Consider the following 18,061-nt stretch of genomic DNA (forward strand, 5'->3'; position numbering starts at 1 on the left):
CTCCTTTGCTTACACGATGAAGGTGAAATCACCCTTGCGCCAGTGTAGAGCGAATCCAGTCACTTGGCGAACGAGCCACTTGGCTGTATGACTACGTTACCGTTTGATTGTTCCCTACAGAGCGCTAGAGCGCTGATTATTCACTTGAATATCGTTTGGAAAGGATGCCATGAATCGCTACTTCACCCCTTCGCTGCTGCTAATTAGCTCGGCTCTAACAACGCCCGTATGGGCGCAAACCGCGACCCAGGCCGCGCTCCCCACCGTCGAAGTCAACGCGCCTCGGTTGTCGCGAGAGCTCTATGCCACGCCGGCCGCTGTTTCAACCATCGATCGCGATGCCATTGCCCAAGGCCAGCAGCGGGTGCGCCTGGATGAGTCGCTCGATCGCGTGCCGGGCGTGTTCCTGCAGAATCGCGATAACTTTGCCCAGGGGCAACGTATCTCGATTCGTGGCTTTGGTGCCCGTGCGCCGTTTGGGGTGCGGGGCATTACGGTCATGGTGGACGGCATCCCTTATACGTTGCCGGATGGGCAGGCCCAGTTGGACGCCATCGATCTGGACAGCGCCGAGCGCATCGAGGTGATTCGTGGGCCGTCGTCCGTGCTGTATGGCAACGCGGCGGGAGGGGTGATCGACATTACCACCGCTGACGGGCGCGACAACCCTGGCACGCGGCTGCGTGTAGGCGCTGGAAGCGATGGGTATCAGAAAGTGGCGCTGCAAAATGGTGGCGTACAGGGGGATTGGTCGCACCATATCAGCCTCACCGCGCTGAACGTGGATGGCTACCGGGAGCAGAGTTCTACCGAGAAGTATCTACTCAATGCCAAGCTGCGCCGTGAGTTGGGCAGTGATCGAGCACTCACCGCCATCATCAACTTGCTGGATAACCCTCGCTCGGAAGACCCCGGCGCGCTCAACGCCCGCGAGGTTGCCGAAGGGCGCGACCAAGCCGCACCGAACTCGCTGGCGTTGGATGCCGGTCAAACCGTCGACCAGCAGTTGATCGGGCTGCAGTATGAGGATTTAGCGGCCGGAGATGGGGAGCTGTATCTGAAAGGCTTCATCGCCCAACGGGATTTCGAGCAGCAGCTGCCGTTCGTGGGCAGCAGCCGCTTGGGTTATCAGCGCGATTACATGGGGGCCAGCGCCGAGTATCACCATGAAGTCACGCTAGGCAGCCTGCCGCTGAATTACATCGTCGGGGTGGATGCCGCGCGTCAGAAAGACGAGCGCTTCCGTAACGCTGTGAATTCGCAAGGGGCGGTGGGCGAGCCGCTCGCCGATGAAACCCAAACCGCGACCTCCACTGGCGTGTTTGCCCAGGGAGATATAGCGCTGTCTGAGCCGCTGACGCTGTCGTTGGGCGCGCGGTTTGATCGGGTGGATCTCGATGTCGATGACGATTTTGCCGCCGACGGCGACCAGAGCGGCCAGCGCACCTTTAACGAGTGGAGCGGCTCTGCCGGGCTGAGTTACCGCTACCGCCCGCAGCACCAAGCGTATATCAACACCGGCACGGCCTTTGAGACCCCCACGTTCTCTGAGTTTGCCAACCCGGCAGGGGGTGGCTTTAATCCTAGCGTGGAACCGCAAAAAGCCTGGAACCGTGAAGTGGGGCTGCGTGGTTACATCGCACCGCTGGCGCTGGATTACGATGTGGCGTTCTTCTCCGTCCGCGTGCGCGATGAGCTGGTGCCCTACGACGAAGGCGGCCGCACGTTCTACCAGAACGCCGGGGATACCAACCGTGACGGGATCGAGCTGGCGCTGGGCTGGCAGCTGGCCGACCAGTGGCGCTTGGACAGCGCGCTCACCCTGGCGCGCTACGAGTTCGATGAGTTTGCCACGCCTTCTGAGCGTTTCGATGGCAACCGCATACCTGGGTTACCGGAGCAAACCTGGGTCAACCAACTGACGTGGGAAAACCTCGACGAGCGCTTTGCCACGCTGGAGACCGAGTACGTGGGCGATTTGGTGGCCGACAACGCCAACCAGACGGCGGTGGATAGCTACTGGCTGGTGAACCTGCGGGTAGGCGACGGCTGGCAGCTGAGCCCACAGACGCGACTAAGCGCTTACGTGGGCCTGCGTAACCTGCTGGATGAAGAGCACTACTCAAACGTGCGCTTGAACGGCACCTTTGGGCGCTTTTACGAACCTGCTCCAGGGCGCAGCGTCTACGGTGGCCTAGAGCTGAGTTTTTAAAACTGACGACGCTTTAGACTGCCGCAGAGCTTGATGTCTGAGCAACCCGTAGCGGGGGTCTTTCGCCATGGATGGCGAAAGTAGCGTCCATGGAAGGGTTTACAGCGCCCCCGCCTAGGGTTGCTCAGACAGCCCCATAACACGAAAAGGGCGGCCCATGGCCGCCCCTTGTCTATCTAGCTGACTCCGTGGAGCGAGCGGTTACTGCGGTAACGCGTAGCCAATCACGTAGTCACCCATCTTGGTACCAAAGGTACCGTGACCGCCCGCCGTCACCACCACGTACTGACGACCGTCGGCGCCGGTAAAGGTCATCGGCGTGGCCTGACCCCCGGCGGGTAGGCGCGCTTTATAAAGCTCTTCACCCGTGGTGATGTCGTAGCCGCGCAAGTACTGATCCAGCGTCCCACTCAAGAAAGAGACGCCGCCAGCGGTGGTCAGCGGGCCGCCCAAGGCGGGAACGCCGACGTTCAACCCAATCGGCAGGCCAAAGGGCATGCTGTCGCGGGTGGTACCGTTGCGATGTTTCCACACCACTTCCGACTCTTGTAAGTCGATACCTGCCACATCGCCCCAGGAGGGCGCTTGGCAGGGTAAGCCCAGTACGGAAAGCAGCGGGCCTAGCTCTACCGCATAGGGCGCGCCTTCGTTGGGCTGTAGGCCCTGCTCGCTGGCGGAGCCCTGGCCCTCTTCTACTTGGTCGCGGGGGACCAGTGTCGATACGAACGCGAGGTACTTCGCACCGGTAAACAGCGCCTGGCGCTCAGGATCGACCGCAACGCCACCCCAGTTCATCACGCCGACGTTACCGGGGTATACGATGCTGCCTTCCAAGGAGGGCGGCGTGTACTGGCCTTCGTAACGCAGCGAGCGGAACTGGATGCGGCACATCATTTGATCGAAGGGTGATGCGCCCCACATATCCCGTTCGGTGAGCGGCGGTGGTAGCAGGTTCAGCGCTGAGCGAGGCTGTGTCTCTGCGGTCCAGTCGCCGTCGATGGCCCCCTGCGGCGCGGGCACTTCGTCGATCGGCACGATCGGCTCGCCGGTTTCCCGGTTGAGGACGTAAAGGCTGCCCTGCTTGGTGGGCTGAATCACGGCGGGCTGGGTGCCGTTAGCCGTTGCTAGGTCGATCAGAACCGGCTGTGCCGGGGTATCCATGTCCCACAGGTCGTGGTGAACGAATTGGTAAACCCAGGCCACTTGGCCGTCGTCCAGATTCAGCGCTACGAGTCCTGCGCTATACGTTTCATCGTTTTCAGAGCGATCGGCACCGTACTGATCCGGCGTGGCGTTGCCCATGGGCAGATACACCAGCCCTAATTCTTCATCGACGCTGATGGGGGCCCACACGTTGGGAGAGCCGCGGGTATAGGTGTCACCCTCGTCGAGTGGGGCGGTGTTATCGGGGTTGCCGCTGTCCCAGTTCCACACCAGCTCGCCTGTGTGCACGTCGAAAGCGCGAATCACGCCGGAGGGCTCGTCGATGGAGCTATTATCGGTGACATGACCGCCCAAAATGACCAAATCTTCCGTCACCGTGGCCGGCGAGGTGGAATAGTAGCCGCCAGGGGCGAATTCACCAATGTTATTGGTAAGATCGATCTCGCCGTTGTTGCCAAAGCTTTCGCAGCGCTCGCCGGTATCGGCATTCAGCGCAATCAGACGGGCATCGGCCGTCGGCAAATAGAGCCTGCGCGGGCACATCACGTCCGTGGCGCTGAGCATGGCAGCGTCATCGTCGGATGCCAGCGAGGAATCATCGGCCAAACCACTGATGAAAAGCAGAAAGGCTAGATCCAGATCGAACTGGCTGCCATCATCGAACAGCGAGCGCGCCGAAGCGGTATCGTCGGCGGGTGACGTAGTGTCATCGTTCGGGCTGCTTTCGGTGCGCTCGGCTGCGTAGTTTGCAGCATCGTAATAGGCGAGGCCGCGGCAGGTCATGTGGGCCCAGCCGGAGAAGTCGTCGGCACCCATGGTGCTGATATTGGGATCGAACTCCCACAGAGTTTCGCCGGTTTCCGGTGACAGCGCCATGGCACGGCTATGCGACGTGCAGATGTACAGACTGTCGTTCACTTTCAGCGGCGTATTCTGGTTGGTGATTTCCGGCGGCGCATTGGGGCCAGGCTCATCGCCGGTTTGAATGCGCCACACCTCTTCCAGCTCGCTAACGTTCTCGGGCGTAATTTGGTCGAGTGACGAATAGTGGGTACCAGCATTAGTACCGCCGTAGGCAGGCCAATCGTCACCCGCGACCTGGGCCGGGTTGACGGCTTCGGTGTTATTGGCGGACTCGATGCTGCCCTCGATGGTGCCTGGGTAGCTAAACTGGCTGGCGATGGCGACGATGATAGCGGCGCCAATGCTGGCCATAAGGGCGAGACTGCCACCGCGCGAGTTGAGCGGTTTGCGCCACCATGGCAAAAGCATGATGAGGCCGATGAGGCATGGAATGGCGACCCTGGGGACCAACTGCCACCAGTCTAGGCCGACTTCCCAGAGCGCCCATGCCAGGGTGGCGAACAAAATGAGGGCGTACAGCCAAAGCGCTGCGCCTTTGCGCAGGGCAAGCAGCAGTCCGGCGACGGCCACGGCGATCCCCGCGATGACGTAGTAAGCGCTGCCGCCTAGCATGAGCAGCTTAACGCCACCCACGGCCAGGGCGATGCCAGCTAACGCCAGCAGCAAGCCCAGCAGTAGCGCTGGCCATTTGCTGCGAGCACGTGTGTGTTCATCCATGAGGTAAACCCCTGTTAACAACGAGTTGATGCCGCTTGCCGGTCAAGGTGTGCGGCGGCTCCACAACGTGCCCTAACCCATCGGCAACGCCGATGGGTTAAAACACACATTGATTGGCTGTGATTTTAATAATCAATTCGCTTTTGGTCTAATGATTTGCTGGCTAATCAATGCCCATAAAAACGCCGCGCTATTCAACATAGCGCGGCATGGCGAGGTTAAAAGAGATGAGGAGCAGATTTAACCTAGCGTAACGGGCTGGAAAGCGGGGTGATCAGGCCGATAGCTTGACCAGCATCTTACCGGTATTGCCGCCCTCGAAGAGTGCCAAGAAGGCATCTGGGGTGCTCTCCAATCCCTCTTTGATCGTCTCTTTGTAGTCCAGTTTGCCATCGGCTACTTGAGGAGCCACTTCGTTCAAAAAGTAGCGATAGCTGGACCAGTGATCGGCGACGATGAAGCCCTGCATCTTGGCTTTGCGAACCACCAATTGCGACAGGTTGCTCGGCCCAGGCGTAGGCGTTTCGGCGTTGTAGCTATCGATCATGCCGCAGACGGCAATGCGCGCACCCTCGTTGAGCTGGCTGAGTGCCGCTTCGAGGCAGATACCGCCCACATTCTCGTAATAAACATCGATACCATTCGGGCTGGCGAGCTTGATGGCATCGCTGAGCTCTTGAGCGCTGCGATCTCGGTAGCTGACCGGCTCGACGCCCAGCGACTCTAGCCAGGCAAGCTTGTGAGCAGCGCCTGCGATACCCACCACGTGACAGCCTTTTGCTTTGGCCAGCTGTACCGCCAGGGAGCCGACGGCGCCACTGGCAGCACTGACGAGGACATTATCGCCTGGCTTGCATTCGGCAATCAGATTGAGGCCTGTCCACGCCGTCATACCGGGCATGCCCAATACGCCTAGATAGGCTTGGTCGGGCACGTTCGAATCGGGCAGCGCCGTGACGCCATCTCCCGACACTTGTGCGATATCGCGCCAGCCCCCCATGTGGCTAACTTTATCGCCCACCTTGACGTCAGCGTGCTTCGAAGCGATGACTTCACCGATGGCTCCACCCTCCATGGGTTGGCCCAGTTCGAAAGGGGCGACATAGGTGCGTATGCCCGACATTCGGCCTCGCATGTACGGGTCGACCGATAGCCAGTGATTACGAATGCGCACTTCGCCATCCGCTAACTCGGGTAACTCCTGAGTCTCTAGCGAAAACAACTCGCGCTTGGGTAAGCCGGTGGGATAGTCGGTAAGCGTGTAAAAACGAGATTGCATGGCTGCCTCCTGCATTGAAGTAAGCGTCGTGTTCCTTGCAGAGTAGAGACCATTAGCAAGCTTGCAAGTTCGTCAGGTGACCAAGACACATAAAAAAAGCGGCCCGAGCGGGCCGCTTTGTTCAGCAAGGGCTGCTACATGGCAGCGCTGATCGTTTAAGGGGTATCACACGCTTGCGGGTGTGTTATCCGTTAATCTACCAGAGTGATCATCACGGGGGCCGTACCTCGGCGAATCATCCCGAGGGCTCGCGCTGCCCGTTTAGAAAGGTCGATCACGCGTCCTTTTACGAACGGGCCACGATCATTGATCATGACTTCGACTTCTTGCCCGGTATCGGGGCGGGTGACCAGCACCTTGGTACCGAAGGGCAGACTCGGGTGCGCTGCAGTCAGCGCTTGTTGATCGAAGGGTTCGCCACTGGCGGTGGTGGCCCCTTGGAAGCGGTCGCTATAGAAAGAAGCCACCCCTTCTTGTAACTCAGTTTGCGCATTGGTTTGATGAGCAACTGCTTGATTGGCCGTCAAAAAAAGCAGTGCGACTGCCAAGCAGGTCGTTCGTAGTCGGTGTTTATGGGCTCCCATAGGAGTACCTCAGTGGTTCGTAAAGCGGACTCCGCATTCGTCGACGAGGTGCCGATAGGCGTATGGATAGTAGCTTGCCATGCAGGGGTCGGCAAGCTTTAAGAAGATCGGCGCAATTACCCCCATAATTACGCTTTTTACCAATACGCGCTACACCCTTGCGTTTCAGTAAGTTAGGCATCCCCCAATGAATCGAAGTAATGACCCTGCGTCAGCGCCGCCATATTTTTCATCAAACGCTCACTTTAACTCGTTAGACACCTTATAATTTATCAACATCATTGATATTGACTATCACTCAACCCACCCTCGCCAATGAACAAGGATGCCCCTATGGCTAAGTCTTCTTCACTGACTCTTTTGGTTGTGGCGGTCGGCGGCGCTGCCGTTGGTTACTTCGCCGCGCAAACGTTGCCCAGCGTGACCCCCTCGTCAGAAGAGCCCGACGTAGACATCACTACCGAACAGGAAGCGATGCCTGCGGCCCTTCAAGGCCTGGACTATCTCACCTTGGGTGAGCGCTCGCGGGGCGAAATCACCTCCGCCAGCGAGCTCAATGGCAAAGATGGCAGCCGCTTTACGCGTTATGCCATTTCATTAGAGGAAGAGGCACTGGTCGAGGTATCGTTGAGCGGTGCGTTACAAGGCACGGTAGCGCTATATGACGATCAGCTCCAGCTATTGGCTAACGCAGAGACGGTGCGTCATCGTATCGAAGAGGGTGGCGATTACATCGTCGTCGTAAGCGGTGCCGATGCTCATAGCTATGGTCCGTTCAACGTCAGCAGCCGTACCATCGAGCTGAGCGATGCGGATAGCATGACCGTGGGCACCCCCGTCGACAGTTGGCTCGATAGCAGGGAGCGCGAGATCACGCTGACCATCGAAGAGGCGGGCATGTACCAAATCGAGATGCGCGCAGATGACTTCGATGCGTATCTCGAGCTGGAAGGCCCCAACGGTTACTATCGCGAAGATGACGACAGCGCCGGTAATTTGAACGCACGCATTACCGATTTTCTCGCCCCGGGTGAGTACACCCTGACCGCACGCTCAGCCTATGGTGACGGCAATGGCCTGTTCACCTTGGCGGCCGACCCCCGCGAACTGCCGGGTGACGGTGAGCTACGTAACGACGGTACCGTCGTGCCCAACGAGACGCTAAGCGGTTGGTTCAGTGGCCAAGACCTAACGTACGACTTAGAAATCGACGAAGCGGGCATGTATCAAATCGATATGAGCTCCAGCGATGTAGACGCTTATTTGATACTCGAAGGCCCCAACGGTTACTTCCGCGAAGATGATGACAGCGCCGGTAACTTGGATGCGCGCATTGCAGATTTCCTAGCGCCGGGCTCTTACCAGCTAACCGCGCGCACGGCCTATGGCACCGACAGTGGACTTTTCACCCTGGCCATCGAACCCCGCGAACTACCGAACGGCGTCGAGCTGCGTAACGACGGCGCGATCACGCCAGACGAAACGCTCAACGGCTGGTACAGCGGTGAGGCGTTGACCTACCAGCTCACGCTAGAGGAGAGCTCGCTGGTCACGCTGACCATGACGTCCAACGATTTCGATACGTACCTCGAGCTGTATGGCGAAGGCGTGTCCTATACTGATGACGACAGCGGCGGTGGCACCAATGCTCGCCTGGAGCAGGCGCTACTGCCTGGTACTTACACGGTGAGCGCTCGTGGCTTCAGTGCAAGCGGCAGTGGGATGTTCGAACTGCAAGTGGAAGCAGAGCCCACCGAAATGCAGCCGGACACCTAAGAATCGCCCACGCGTGCCGGTGTTTACAACAGCGCCCCTGCCATACTGCAGGGGCGCTGCCGTTCTACCACGACCCGCTCGCCTTATCAGGACGCATGATCCACAAGGAGGTTATGATGTTACGCACGTTCAAAACGCTAGGAGCAGGACTATCACTCGTCGGAACGCTATTACTAGGTGGCTGTTTGGCCGCTGATAAATCTCCCCGCGAGCCGATTGCCCTGGCCTCGCTTGCCGTGGAAAAACAGTACGTGGCGTCAGGTTGCCATGCCGAGCAGTGCTCGACGGTGACTGTCTCGGCACTGACGTTTCCTCAATCGTCCACACTGAGTGACGCCTTGCGAACACGCTTGCTCACTCTGGGCATGCCCATCAGCGACGAGGAAGCGGCGCAGCCTGCACAGAGCTGGGACGAGTACGCCGATCGTTTCTTGGCCATGGCGGCGGAAGATAATCGTGTTGCGCCAGGCAACATGACCAGCGAGGCATTGTTGGAAGCGTCGGTCTACGCGCGTCACCACGATCTACTAGTGATCGAGCTGAACAGCTATGTGTACCACGCAGGTCAGGCTCATGGACTGCCGCTGACGGATTATATGGTCATTGATGAGCGCGAACATCGTGTCGTCGAGCCCGACGAGATGCTGTTAGAGGGGCAAGCGGCTGCTTTCGATGCGCTGTTGGCAGAGGCACATCGGCGCTGGATCACCGAGGCGGGCTTCGATGAGCAGTTTGCCGTTGACTGGCCGCTTAGCCCGAGTCGCAACATTGCGCCGCTGGAGGATCGCTGGGAAGTGACCTACAACGTCTATGAGATTGCGCCTTATGCGGTGGGCCAACCCACGCTCACCCTCCCTCTTGATGCGTTGGCGGGGATAGCCAAGCCCCGCTACCTAGGGCAATGACGCGACTCGAGCAATCGCGCCTAATGGCTTAAAACAAATCGCCGATGATCGGCTACGCTGAGAAGCAGCGGCCCGCATGAGACGTGCTGGCCGCTGCTTTTTTATTCATCCACGTAGATCGATAGGCATGGACCGCTTATGACACTCGATACGCAAGCCGCTCGGCAGGTGCAGCTACTGGTCGTTGACCCAAAGGGGCATTTGCTGCTCAAACGCGATGAGTCGCTTGACCATTGGACGCCATTGGGCAGCGCATTAGCACACGATGATGATTATCCAGCTGCAGCGATACGCCTGCTTTATGCAGATGTCGGGCTTGTCTGTCCTTTGGGGCCATTACTTCGTCAGCGCCGACAAACCGATAGCGCAGGCCAGCCCTTCGAGGAGCGCTTTTTCCTGGTGCGCTGCCCCGACACTCAGCCGCCCCCCCACAGAAGCCTTCAAGGCACGCGGTTATTGGCCCACGGCGGCGGCACTGCGCCTCGTTTTGCATGGTGGTCGCTCGCGCAGATGCAGAGCGCCGAACAGGAGGCCTTTTCGCCCTCCTGGTTGCCCGAGCTACTGGCCAGCGTACTGTTTAGCGAGATGATGATGCCCACCTCAGCGGCCCGCCTTTAAGCAGCCCACTACCACCAAAAGTGCGGCGGTGGGAAGCCGCCAGTCAAATGCGCTCATACCGGCCAGCACCAGCAGGAGCGCTGCCAGAATGGGCACGCCGTAAGCCAAGCTCCCCACGAGGCTAGCCTGACCAAATCGCAGCGCTTTGTCCCACGCCACCATGGCGATGCCGTAGGGCCCCAAGCCCAACGCGATACCGGCCACCAACGCTTCACCACGAGGAAGCGCAACGCCGCCCTCGAGCCAGACACTCCCAAGACAGGTGAAGGCGCAGGCTATTAGCAGCAACCTCGGTAGTAGCGGCGTCAATGCGATGGGAGCCGCTTGACCCAGCCATGAGTAGAGTGCCCAGCAGCACGCCGCAAGCAAGGCCAACCCATAGCCCGAGGCCACACCACCGAAGCCGCCGTTGAGCGCTTGGGGCAGCAGCAATATAGCCGCGCCCGAAAAAGCAATCAGCGCCCCGGCCACACTGGCCCAATGCAACCGGCCCCAGCGGCTCCACTGGCTCAACAAGACGAACAGTACAGGCCATGTATAGGTGATCAGCGCCGCCTCCGCGGCGGGAGCAAGACGCATACCAATGAAGTAGCTACTGACGGCGCCTACGATCAGCAGCGGAATACCTAGCCAAACGCCCAGCGTCCAGCTCAGCGCGCAGCGGGCCATCGGCACGCGGCGACTCAGCGGGAGGGTCGCCAGTGCGCCTGCCAACAGTGTCAGCGCGGTTAGCTGAAGGGGTGCGGTGGCACGGGCAAGCTCCGCCATCAGGGGTGCCATGCTCCATAATGTGACGGCCACCAGGGCCGCACCGATACTGTAGGACGGGGATTGCAAAATCGATGAGTGACGGGTCTGCATCGCGCGTCTCCTTGTGTGTTGACTCACCCTGGTGGCAGCGAGCCTTGAAATACCTTCATGACTCGCAGCATACTCATCACAAACACATCAAGATAACGATCTTTTTTGATCGATAACATCGACAATGGTGATATATGAGGGCGCCTACCTTTGACCTAACGCTGTTGAGAACGCTGGTGGCCATTGCAGATACCGGCAGCGTTACTGCTGCGGCCAAACGGCTGGCGTATACGCAGTCCACCGTCAGCATGCAGCTACAGCGGTTGGAGGCGCAGTTGACGGTCAGCTTGCATGAACGAGAAGGGCGGCGACTACGCTTTACCGCAGAAGGAGAGCGTCTGCTAGCCCATGCGCGAAAACTGCTCGCCCTCAATGATGACGCCTGGAGCGATATGCAGGCCCGCCAGATTACCGGCGATCTTACGCTGGGCATTCCTGAGGATTACGCCTCGCTGCTGCCTTCGGTATTCGCGTATTTTCATCAGCTCTACCCGGCCGTGGGGCTGACGGTTCAGTGTGGGACCAGCGCGCATTTGGTCGAACAGGTGAAAGCCTCGGCGCTGGATTTGGCGCTGGTGACGCGCCAGCGGCACTCGCCCGGGGGCGATGTGATTCGCCGTGAGCCGCTGGTCTGGGCGGTGGGGGTGCATCAACAGCCCTCTATGAGTGACCCTATTCCACTGGCGCTTTACACCCCAGGCGCGGATGTATTTCGCGAAGTGGCCGAGCAGGCGCTGCAAGCCGCCGGGCGAGATTGGCGAGTGGCCTATACGAGCCAATCCATGGCGGGGCTAGCGCCGATTGTCACGGCAGGACTAGCGGTAGTGGTGGTCACGCGCAGCATGCTCACGCCTATGCTGCGCCCGCTGGATGAGAGCAGCGGGTTGCCTGCACTGCCGATGATCGAGCTGGCGCTCCACCGGGCACCTCATCGGCCTACCGAGCCCGCTCGTCGGCTTGGAGAATTGATCCGCGAACAGCTAGCGGCTCCCAGCGAAGCGTTATAAGGTAAACCGCTGGCTAATCATTATTTTTCTAACGGGTCGACGTTGCACTATGCTGACGGTGACGACATGGCTGGGCAGGGAGTCTTGAATGCACGAGTTAGATCACTACATCTATCCACACCGGGTGCTGCACTGGCTGGTGGCACTGGCGGTGCTGCTCTCGCTGGCGAGCGGCCTGACACTGGGGTTTTTGGGCTATGAACGCACCTTGGCGCTGGTCGGGAATACGCTGACCAACATGCTCTATACCAGCCATAAGACGCTGGGAGTAGCGATTCTGCTGCTGATGACGCTTCGCATCATCACGCGGGTCGCTTTCGTGGTGCCGGACCATGACCCGCCTTTGAACGTTTTCGAGCGTGTCCTCAGTACCAGCGTTCATCACTTGCTTTACGCGGGGCTGGTAGCGATGCCGTTGATCGGCTGGGCCGCCACGGCAACGGGCGGTTTTCCCGTGGAGTTCTTTCACTGGCATTTGCCGGGACTGCTAGGCAAGAACGAAGCACTCTCAGACACCCTCTTCATGTGGCACGAGCGTTTGGGCTGGGCACTGGTCGTATTGATCACACTGCACGTGGCGGGCGCGCTATTTCATTGGCGAATCAAGCGCGATAACGTCATGAAGCGCATGAGCCTGTTTGATTAACGGTCGTGCGTAAGGAAGCGATAATGACAAGGAGCGTCAAGTATGGAGGTGTTGCAGCTGGCCTTTGCCATGGCATTGGCAGCGATTCATTTATTCGCAGGTAAACTTCATCGATTGGACACCCTGCCACGAAGCGCTTGGCTCTCGTTTGCCGGCGGATTTTCGGTCGGGTATGTCTTCATTCACATATTTCCAGAGCTCAATGCCGCTCATCGAGCCATCTCTGATCATGGCGTGCTTGGCTTACTCGAGCACAACGCGTATATCGTGGCGTTACTCGGTTTAGCTTATTTTTATGGATTGGAACACTGGGTCAAGCGGCGCTCGCGGAAACCAACCATCGCGTCGACCGGCACGAAGAGAGTTGAGAATCAAAAAAGCGTTTTCTGGGTGCATGTGGTGGCCTTTGCCATTTACAACGCGCTGTTTGGCTATTTGCTCGTTTATCGCAATACCCAGTTGCCCAGTGAGCTTTTCTTTTTTTTGGCGATGGGGTTCCACTTTTTAGTGAATGACTACGGTCTAGCCTCGCATCACCGCACGCTCTATGCCACTCAGGGTCGCTGGATCTTGGCAGCGGCGATCGTTGTCGGGTGGGCCGTGGGCGTCCTGGTCGAAGTGGCTGAGGCCGTCACAAGCTTGGTGTATGCGTTCGTTGCAGGCGGTTTGATTCTCAACGTATTGAAAGAGGAACTACCCGAACAGCGCTGTAGTCGTTTTTGGCCGTTTGCAGCGGGGGCTTTTGCGTGCACGCTGCTGTTAACGTTTGCGTGAAGCGGCGGTCGGTCAACAGCCTGTTGAGAAGTACCGGTAAGGAGAGCAGCGCTTTGATTTATCAGCATACATCTGGCGATCGGCATCTTTGAGCAGTTGGGCGAGAGTGGCGTTGTCGGCATGGCTAAGACTGACGCCGATGCTGATGCCTACATGGACCATCGCTCCGCAGGGTAGTTTGATGGGGTCGCTCAGGGCTTGAGTGATGCGGCTGCAGATGTCCTCCAGCAGGCTGGGGTGTTGAATTTTCTCCAGCAGCAAAATGAATTCGTCGCCACCAAAGCGAGCACAGTGATCTCCCTCGCGTGCAATATGTTCTAACCGTTTGGCTACTTGCTGAAGCACGAAATCCCCTGCCTCATGCCCATACTGGTCATTGATCGGTTTGAAGCGATCCAAGTCGCACATGATGAGCGCGAGCGGTTCCCCGTGAGTATGGCTACGCGCCAGGGCAGCATCGGCATGCCGAACTAAACCGTGTCGGTTGAGTAGCCCTGTCAGCATGTCGTAATTGGCGAGCTTCTCTAGTGCTTCGGTCCGAGTCGCCACTTTGGCTTCTAAAATGGCCTCTTGTTTTTTCAGCATCGCCACGGTATCGGCTTGCGCTTGCTCTTTTTGCCTCTTCAATTTATTGAAACGTGCCGCCAAGGCAAAGGAGAGCAGCAACATTTCGATGGCGGAGCCAATCTGAATGCCGTGGAGCGTGACGAAGTTGGCGGGCAATATACTCATATTACGCAGTGCAAACACGGCTGCGCCGAGTAAAAAGATCGACCATGCCACAACGAATAGGCGAGCACTGGGGACGCGTCGCCATGAGCAATAGAGTCCGCAAACCAGTAGTAGTAGGGCAGCCGTAAAGCCTGCGATATCCATCAATATCAGCGCCGGTTGGATAGGGATGACGAATACCGTGATGAGCACCCCCCAGCACACAAAGCGAAATCGCGTGAGCGTCCGGTGCCAACGTGGGCTATAACGCCACGTATTCAGAAAACTTTGGGTAAACAGCGTGGCCATAGCCGAAGCAAACGTAAACCCAATGGCTACGAGCCGGGCAGTCTGCTCACCAAGAAAGCTCCAGAAAATCAGCGTCCCTAAACCGTTGAAGGTCAAAATCGCCAACGTGAAGCCGAAGGCAAACAGCGAGTAGTAGAGAAAGACGCGTTCTTTGAGGCCAAAGAAAAGCAAAAAGTTATACAGCCCCAACGCAAGCAACATGCCGAAGTACGTGGCGAGCCAAAAATTGTGGCGGTCGTTTTGGGCGTAGAACGCTTCGGGCGTCATGACGCTGTAATTCAATACCTTGCTACCGGCAGCCGAGACTTGACTATACAGCGTGACGGTTTCGTCGCCTGCTAAGGTCACAGGAAAAATGGCCTGACGATGAGCGAGGGCGCGCTCTGATAGCGGCAGGGCACTGCCGCTTTGCTGCACGTCGGTAAAGTGCGCCCTCAGCGTATAGAGCGTGACGTGATCCAAAAAAGGGTATTCGAACGTGACCAGCCACGTGGCAGGGCGTGGGGAGGGATTATGCAAGCGCGTGGTTAGCCAAGTGTCGCCTTGCGTATAGCCAAAGTGCAAATCAGATTCACTTGTAACGGGTTGAAAATCGTCCGTGCGGGCTAGCACATCACGCAGCGTCAGGGGGGTATCGGTATGCCAATAGCGGGTCACGTCATTAAGCGAGTAACGGTCGTGTTCGGGAGATGCCGACAGCGTATCAGCAGCGTTGACCTGACTGCCTGCAATGAGTAAGAGCGTAAGAAAAGTGGCAAATAGGCGCTTCAAACAACCGTTAGCATCCATAGCGTTCGCTTTCTTGATGTTTGTTGTTACTCCGCTCAGGCAACCCTGATCGCTAACGAAAAGGCGAGATAATGACGCCCCGTCCTATCAAACAGCATGACAACGTTCTAAAAACATTTTGATTGTAGACGCGTTTGTCCCCAAGTAGATGAGAATGATGCTAAAGCGTGAGATGGCTCAGCCTTTCGGTCAGCCGTTGTATCAACTGCCCACTGTGTCGCCAAAAGTGCCAATATAGGGGGACGGTCAATCCATGCCCTGGTGCAATGCTCACCAACTGACCTGACTGTAGCGACTCGGCGGCCTGCCGCTGGGGAATCATGCCATAGCCAATGCCGGCGGCTGCCAGCCGAACGAAGCCCTCTGATGAGGGGCATAAATGGTAGGGGAAATATCCCTGATAGCCCCACTGCGCTAAAAACTGATGCTGTAGCTGGTCGTGTGGGCCAAATACGATGGCCGGTGCGTGTTGAAACGCATTCAGGCTTGGGCCGTCCGGGAAATAGCGTGCCACGTAGGAGGGCGATGCCAACGGCTGATAGTGCATGTCACCGACGTGCAGGCAGCGAGCGCCGGCGATGGGCTGGGGAGTGGCGCACAGGCAGGCTGCCACGTCGCCATCGCGCAGTCGCTTCAGTCCAACGTCCTGGTCTTCGATGACCAAGTCCATCAGCACCCCTTCCGACTGACAAATATCCGCCACGGCATCGGCCCACCAAGTCACGACGCTGTCGGCATTGATGGCGATGCGCAGTCGCGGCGCGGCTTTTTCCAAGGTCGGAAGCGCCTCGTGTAAGTCCCGTTCTAGCAGCTGCACTTGCTGATAATGGGCAAGCAACCGCTGGCCTGCGGGCGTGGGTGCAAGCGAGGGGTGGCGCACCAGCACCGGCTGGCCCAAGCGGACTTCCAGCGCCTTTATCCGCTGTGAAATGGCCGACTGCGAGAGGCCCATCATGTCGCCTGCCCGCTCGAAGCCGCCGCACTCCACCACGGTGGCTAGGGCATTCAGTAATTTGTAATCCACCATGGCGTTCTCTCAGTGGTTGGCTAGGGCAGTTAAGCAACACTGCCGCGATGAGTAAAGGCGCGTGAGCCAAGCTGCGTAAATGAAAATCAGTCTCTTTGTTTGACTTGGCAGAGAAGTGCGTCACAATTCGCCGCCTGTGCGTAAAGGGGATGGGGTATGGAATTATTGCGAGTGGTGTTTCGCCATTACCGCTGGCCGTTTTTGGGCGCGCTGGCGCTGAGCCTGATGAGCGCCGGACTGGGCGTGGGGGTGATTGCGTTCATCAACCAGCGGCTGATCGAAGCGGGTAGTGCCCTCTCTGCGCTGCCTCAATTTTTAGGGCTATTGGCGCTGCTGCTGGCGGTCACGCTGGGCACACAGCTAGCGCTCACCTTGTTGGGCCACCATTTCGTCTTCGACCTGCGCTCCCGGCTGGTGAAACGGATTCTGGATACCGATATCGAACGGTTAGAGCAGCTAGGTAACGCCACCCTGCTGGCAAGTCTTTCCAGCGATGTTCGCAATATCACCATCGGTTTCGTTCGCCTGCCGGAACTGGTGCAGGGCGTGGTACTCACGCTGGCCTCGGTGGCGTACCTTGCGTGGCTCTCACCGCAGATGGTGGTGATTACCGTGCTCTGGATGGCCTTCACCATGGGCGTTGGCTGGGTGCTGGTGTCGAAGGTGTATCGCCACTTTCATCAGGTGCGCGAAAGCGAGGATCGGCTGTATAAGGATTATCAATCGGCGATAGAAGGCCGCAAAGAGCTGGCGCTTAACCGTGACCGCGCACGGCGCTTTTTTGATGAATCCTACACGGAGAACGCCAAAGCGTACCGTCATCATATTATTCGCGCAGACACCTACCACCTCAGCGCCAATAACTGGTCCAACATCATGATGCTGGGCGCCATTGGCGTGGTGTTTTTCATGGCCAACGTGCTGGGGTGGGCAAGCCCTGCGGTGGCGGCCACTTTTGCTTTGACCCTGCTGTTTTTACGCACGCCCTTGATTCAGGCCGTGGGGGCATGGCCTACACTGATCAGCGCCCAGGTGGCGTTCGATAAACTGGCCAGCCTGGCGTTGGCCGAGTACCAGCCGGGTTTCGAGGTGGAGGACCGCTTCCACGATTGGCAGCGCTTGACGCTCACCAACGTGGTGTATCGCTACACGCCATCCTCCGGGGGTGAAGGCTTCCAGGTGGGGCCGCTCAATCTTACGCTGGCGCGTGGCGAGCAGGTGTTTCTGATTGGCGGCAACGGCAGCGGAAAGTCGACGCTGGCGCGCCTGCTGTCAGGGTTGTACCGCCCGCAAAGTGGCCAAATCAGCGTGGATGGCAAGGAGCTTGGCGCACCAGAGTGGGCGGCGTTTCGGGCGCGCTTTGCCAGCGTCTTTACCGATTTCCACCAGTTCGACCAAGCCATGGGGCCGAGTGGCCGCGTGGCCGACCCAGCGCTGGTCACGACCTGGCTCGAGCGGCTGCAAATGCACCAGAAGCTGGAGTGGCAGGCTGATCGCGTGGTGAATACACAGCTCTCGCAAGGGCAACGCAAGCGTTTGGCACTGCTGCTGGCGATTGCCGAGGAGCGGGATATTCTGCTGCTGGACGAGTGGGCGGCCGACCAAGACCCGCAGTTCAGGCGGCTGTTTTACCGCGAGCTGTTACCCCATTTGAAAGCGATGGGCAAAACCGTGTTTGCCATTAGCCATGACGACAGCTACTTCGTCCATGCGGATCGTTTACTGGAAATGTCCAAGGGGCAGCTGAGTGAGCTGACGGGAGAGCAGCGGGCACAGGCCAGTGAAGATGCGGTGGCGCAGATCAGCTCGTAACGAGCG

Annotated in this window: 14 protein-coding genes; 8 read left to right on the forward strand and 6 right to left on the reverse strand. The window is 58.5% G+C overall.

The window, feature by feature from the left end; all coding sequences use genetic code 11:
- Positions 1-169: 169 nt before the first annotated feature.
- Positions 170-2,212 carry a TonB-dependent receptor gene (locus FHJ80_RS00995; RefSeq protein ID WP_139525202.1) on the forward strand — a complete coding sequence of 681 codons (2,043 nt, stop codon included), beginning with the start codon at positions 170-172 and terminating at the stop codon, positions 2,210-2,212.
- Between the two features lie 201 nt (positions 2,213-2,413).
- Here the strand turns inward: FHJ80_RS00995 and FHJ80_RS01000 are convergent, their stop codons facing one another.
- The 3 genes from FHJ80_RS01000 to FHJ80_RS01010 form a co-directional block, all read right to left on the reverse strand.
- Entirely contained in the window at positions 2,414-4,957 is a 2,544-nt protein-coding gene (locus FHJ80_RS01000; RefSeq protein WP_139525203.1) for a glucose/quinate/shikimate family membrane-bound PQQ-dependent dehydrogenase, read from the reverse strand.
- A 274-nt stretch (positions 4,958-5,231) separates the two neighbouring features.
- The gene (locus tag FHJ80_RS01005) at positions 5,232-6,236 is read right to left on the reverse strand and encodes an NADP-dependent oxidoreductase (protein ID WP_139525204.1); all 1,005 of its coding nucleotides are present in this window, start codon (positions 6,234-6,236) and stop codon (positions 5,232-5,234) included.
- A 191-nt stretch (positions 6,237-6,427) separates the two neighbouring features.
- Positions 6,428-6,820 carry a septal ring lytic transglycosylase RlpA family protein gene (locus FHJ80_RS01010; RefSeq protein ID WP_044629795.1) on the reverse strand — a complete coding sequence of 131 codons (393 nt, stop codon included), beginning with the start codon at positions 6,818-6,820 and terminating at the stop codon, positions 6,428-6,430.
- Positions 6,821-7,153: 333 nt separating this feature from the next.
- Between FHJ80_RS01010 and FHJ80_RS01015 the strand changes: the two genes are divergently transcribed.
- From FHJ80_RS01015 to FHJ80_RS01025, 3 genes are all read left to right on the forward strand, one after another.
- Positions 7,154-8,596 (forward strand): hypothetical protein, encoded by a 1,443-nt coding sequence (locus tag FHJ80_RS01015; protein ID WP_139525205.1) that lies wholly within the window; start codon positions 7,154-7,156, stop codon positions 8,594-8,596.
- 116 nt (positions 8,597-8,712) lie between these two features.
- The gene (locus tag FHJ80_RS01020) at positions 8,713-9,501 is read left to right on the forward strand and encodes an RsiV family protein (protein ID WP_139525662.1); all 789 of its coding nucleotides are present in this window, start codon (positions 8,713-8,715) and stop codon (positions 9,499-9,501) included.
- A 138-nt stretch (positions 9,502-9,639) separates the two neighbouring features.
- The gene (locus FHJ80_RS01025; RefSeq protein WP_139525206.1) at positions 9,640-10,119 is read left to right on the forward strand and encodes an NUDIX domain-containing protein; all 480 of its coding nucleotides are present in this window, start codon (positions 9,640-9,642) and stop codon (positions 10,117-10,119) included.
- Here the strand turns inward: FHJ80_RS01025 and FHJ80_RS01030 are convergent.
- Positions 10,102-10,980 (reverse strand): DMT family transporter, encoded by an 879-nt coding sequence (locus tag FHJ80_RS01030; RefSeq protein WP_139525207.1) that lies wholly within the window; start codon positions 10,978-10,980, stop codon positions 10,102-10,104. The genes FHJ80_RS01025 and FHJ80_RS01030 overlap by 18 nt on opposite strands.
- Positions 10,981-11,114: 134 nt before the next feature.
- Here FHJ80_RS01030 and FHJ80_RS01035 point away from each other — a divergent pair, with 134 nt between their 5' ends.
- The 3 genes from FHJ80_RS01035 to FHJ80_RS01045 all read left to right on the forward strand — a co-directional run bounded on the left by FHJ80_RS01035 (position 11,115) and on the right by FHJ80_RS01045 (position 13,407).
- A complete protein-coding gene (locus FHJ80_RS01035) occupies positions 11,115-11,987 on the forward strand; it encodes a LysR substrate-binding domain-containing protein (protein ID WP_139525208.1) in 873 nt (290 codons plus the stop codon).
- An 88-nt stretch (positions 11,988-12,075) separates the two neighbouring features.
- Complete coding sequence (locus FHJ80_RS01040) at positions 12,076-12,633, forward strand: cytochrome b (RefSeq protein WP_139525209.1); 558 nt, start codon at positions 12,076-12,078, stop codon at positions 12,631-12,633.
- A 42-nt stretch (positions 12,634-12,675) separates the two neighbouring features.
- Positions 12,676-13,407: a hypothetical protein gene (locus FHJ80_RS01045; RefSeq protein WP_139525210.1), complete on the forward strand. Its 732-nt coding sequence runs from the start codon at positions 12,676-12,678 to the stop codon at positions 13,405-13,407.
- A 12-nt stretch (positions 13,408-13,419) separates the two neighbouring features.
- Here FHJ80_RS01045 and FHJ80_RS01050 read toward each other — a convergent pair whose 3' ends face one another.
- Both FHJ80_RS01050 and FHJ80_RS01055 read right to left on the reverse strand, forming a co-directional pair.
- Entirely contained in the window at positions 13,420-15,216 is a 1,797-nt protein-coding gene (locus tag FHJ80_RS01050) for a diguanylate cyclase (RefSeq protein WP_139525211.1), read from the reverse strand.
- A 160-nt stretch (positions 15,217-15,376) separates the two neighbouring features.
- Positions 15,377-16,243 (reverse strand): LysR family transcriptional regulator ArgP, encoded by an 867-nt coding sequence (locus tag FHJ80_RS01055; RefSeq protein ID WP_139525212.1) that lies wholly within the window; start codon positions 16,241-16,243, stop codon positions 15,377-15,379.
- A gap of 156 nt (positions 16,244-16,399) precedes the next feature.
- On the opposite strand from FHJ80_RS01055, the gene FHJ80_RS01060 reads away from it, so the two are divergent.
- The gene (locus tag FHJ80_RS01060; protein ID WP_139525213.1) at positions 16,400-18,055 is read left to right on the forward strand and encodes a multidrug ABC transporter permease/ATP-binding protein; all 1,656 of its coding nucleotides are present in this window, start codon (positions 16,400-16,402) and stop codon (positions 18,053-18,055) included.
- Positions 18,056-18,061 lie beyond the last annotated feature (6 nt).

It is taken from the genome of Halomonas sp. BL6 (genome assembly GCF_006228115.1).
In the GTDB taxonomy this organism is placed as follows: Bacteria; Pseudomonadota; Gammaproteobacteria; order Pseudomonadales; family Halomonadaceae; genus Vreelandella; species Vreelandella piezotolerans.

Bases quoted from the DNA above. Each gene is read 5' to 3' on its own strand.
- FHJ80_RS00995 (WP_139525202.1), top strand. From the start codon at position 170: ATGAATCGCTACTTCACCCCTTCGCTGCTGCTAATTAGCTCGGCTCTA.
- FHJ80_RS01000 (WP_139525203.1), bottom strand. From the start codon at position 4,957: ATGGATGAACACACACGTGCTCGCAGCAAATGGCCAGCGCTACTGCTG.
- FHJ80_RS01005 (WP_139525204.1), bottom strand. From the start codon at position 6,236: ATGCAATCTCGTTTTTACACGCTTACCGACTATCCCACCGGCTTACCC.
- FHJ80_RS01010 (WP_044629795.1), bottom strand. From the start codon at position 6,820: ATGGGAGCCCATAAACACCGACTACGAACGACCTGCTTGGCAGTCGCA.
- FHJ80_RS01015 (WP_139525205.1), top strand. From the start codon at position 7,154: ATGGCTAAGTCTTCTTCACTGACTCTTTTGGTTGTGGCGGTCGGCGGC.
- FHJ80_RS01020 (WP_139525662.1), top strand. From the start codon at position 8,713: ATGTTACGCACGTTCAAAACGCTAGGAGCAGGACTATCACTCGTCGGA.
- FHJ80_RS01025 (WP_139525206.1), top strand. From the start codon at position 9,640: ATGACACTCGATACGCAAGCCGCTCGGCAGGTGCAGCTACTGGTCGTT.
- FHJ80_RS01030 (WP_139525207.1), bottom strand. From the start codon at position 10,980: ATGCAGACCCGTCACTCATCGATTTTGCAATCCCCGTCCTACAGTATC.
- FHJ80_RS01035 (WP_139525208.1), top strand. From the start codon at position 11,115: ATGAGGGCGCCTACCTTTGACCTAACGCTGTTGAGAACGCTGGTGGCC.
- FHJ80_RS01040 (WP_139525209.1), top strand. From the start codon at position 12,076: ATGCACGAGTTAGATCACTACATCTATCCACACCGGGTGCTGCACTGG.
- FHJ80_RS01045 (WP_139525210.1), top strand. From the start codon at position 12,676: ATGGAGGTGTTGCAGCTGGCCTTTGCCATGGCATTGGCAGCGATTCAT.
- FHJ80_RS01050 (WP_139525211.1), bottom strand. From the start codon at position 15,216: ATGGATGCTAACGGTTGTTTGAAGCGCCTATTTGCCACTTTTCTTACG.
- FHJ80_RS01055 (WP_139525212.1), bottom strand. From the start codon at position 16,243: ATGGTGGATTACAAATTACTGAATGCCCTAGCCACCGTGGTGGAGTGC.
- FHJ80_RS01060 (WP_139525213.1), top strand. From the start codon at position 16,400: ATGGAATTATTGCGAGTGGTGTTTCGCCATTACCGCTGGCCGTTTTTG.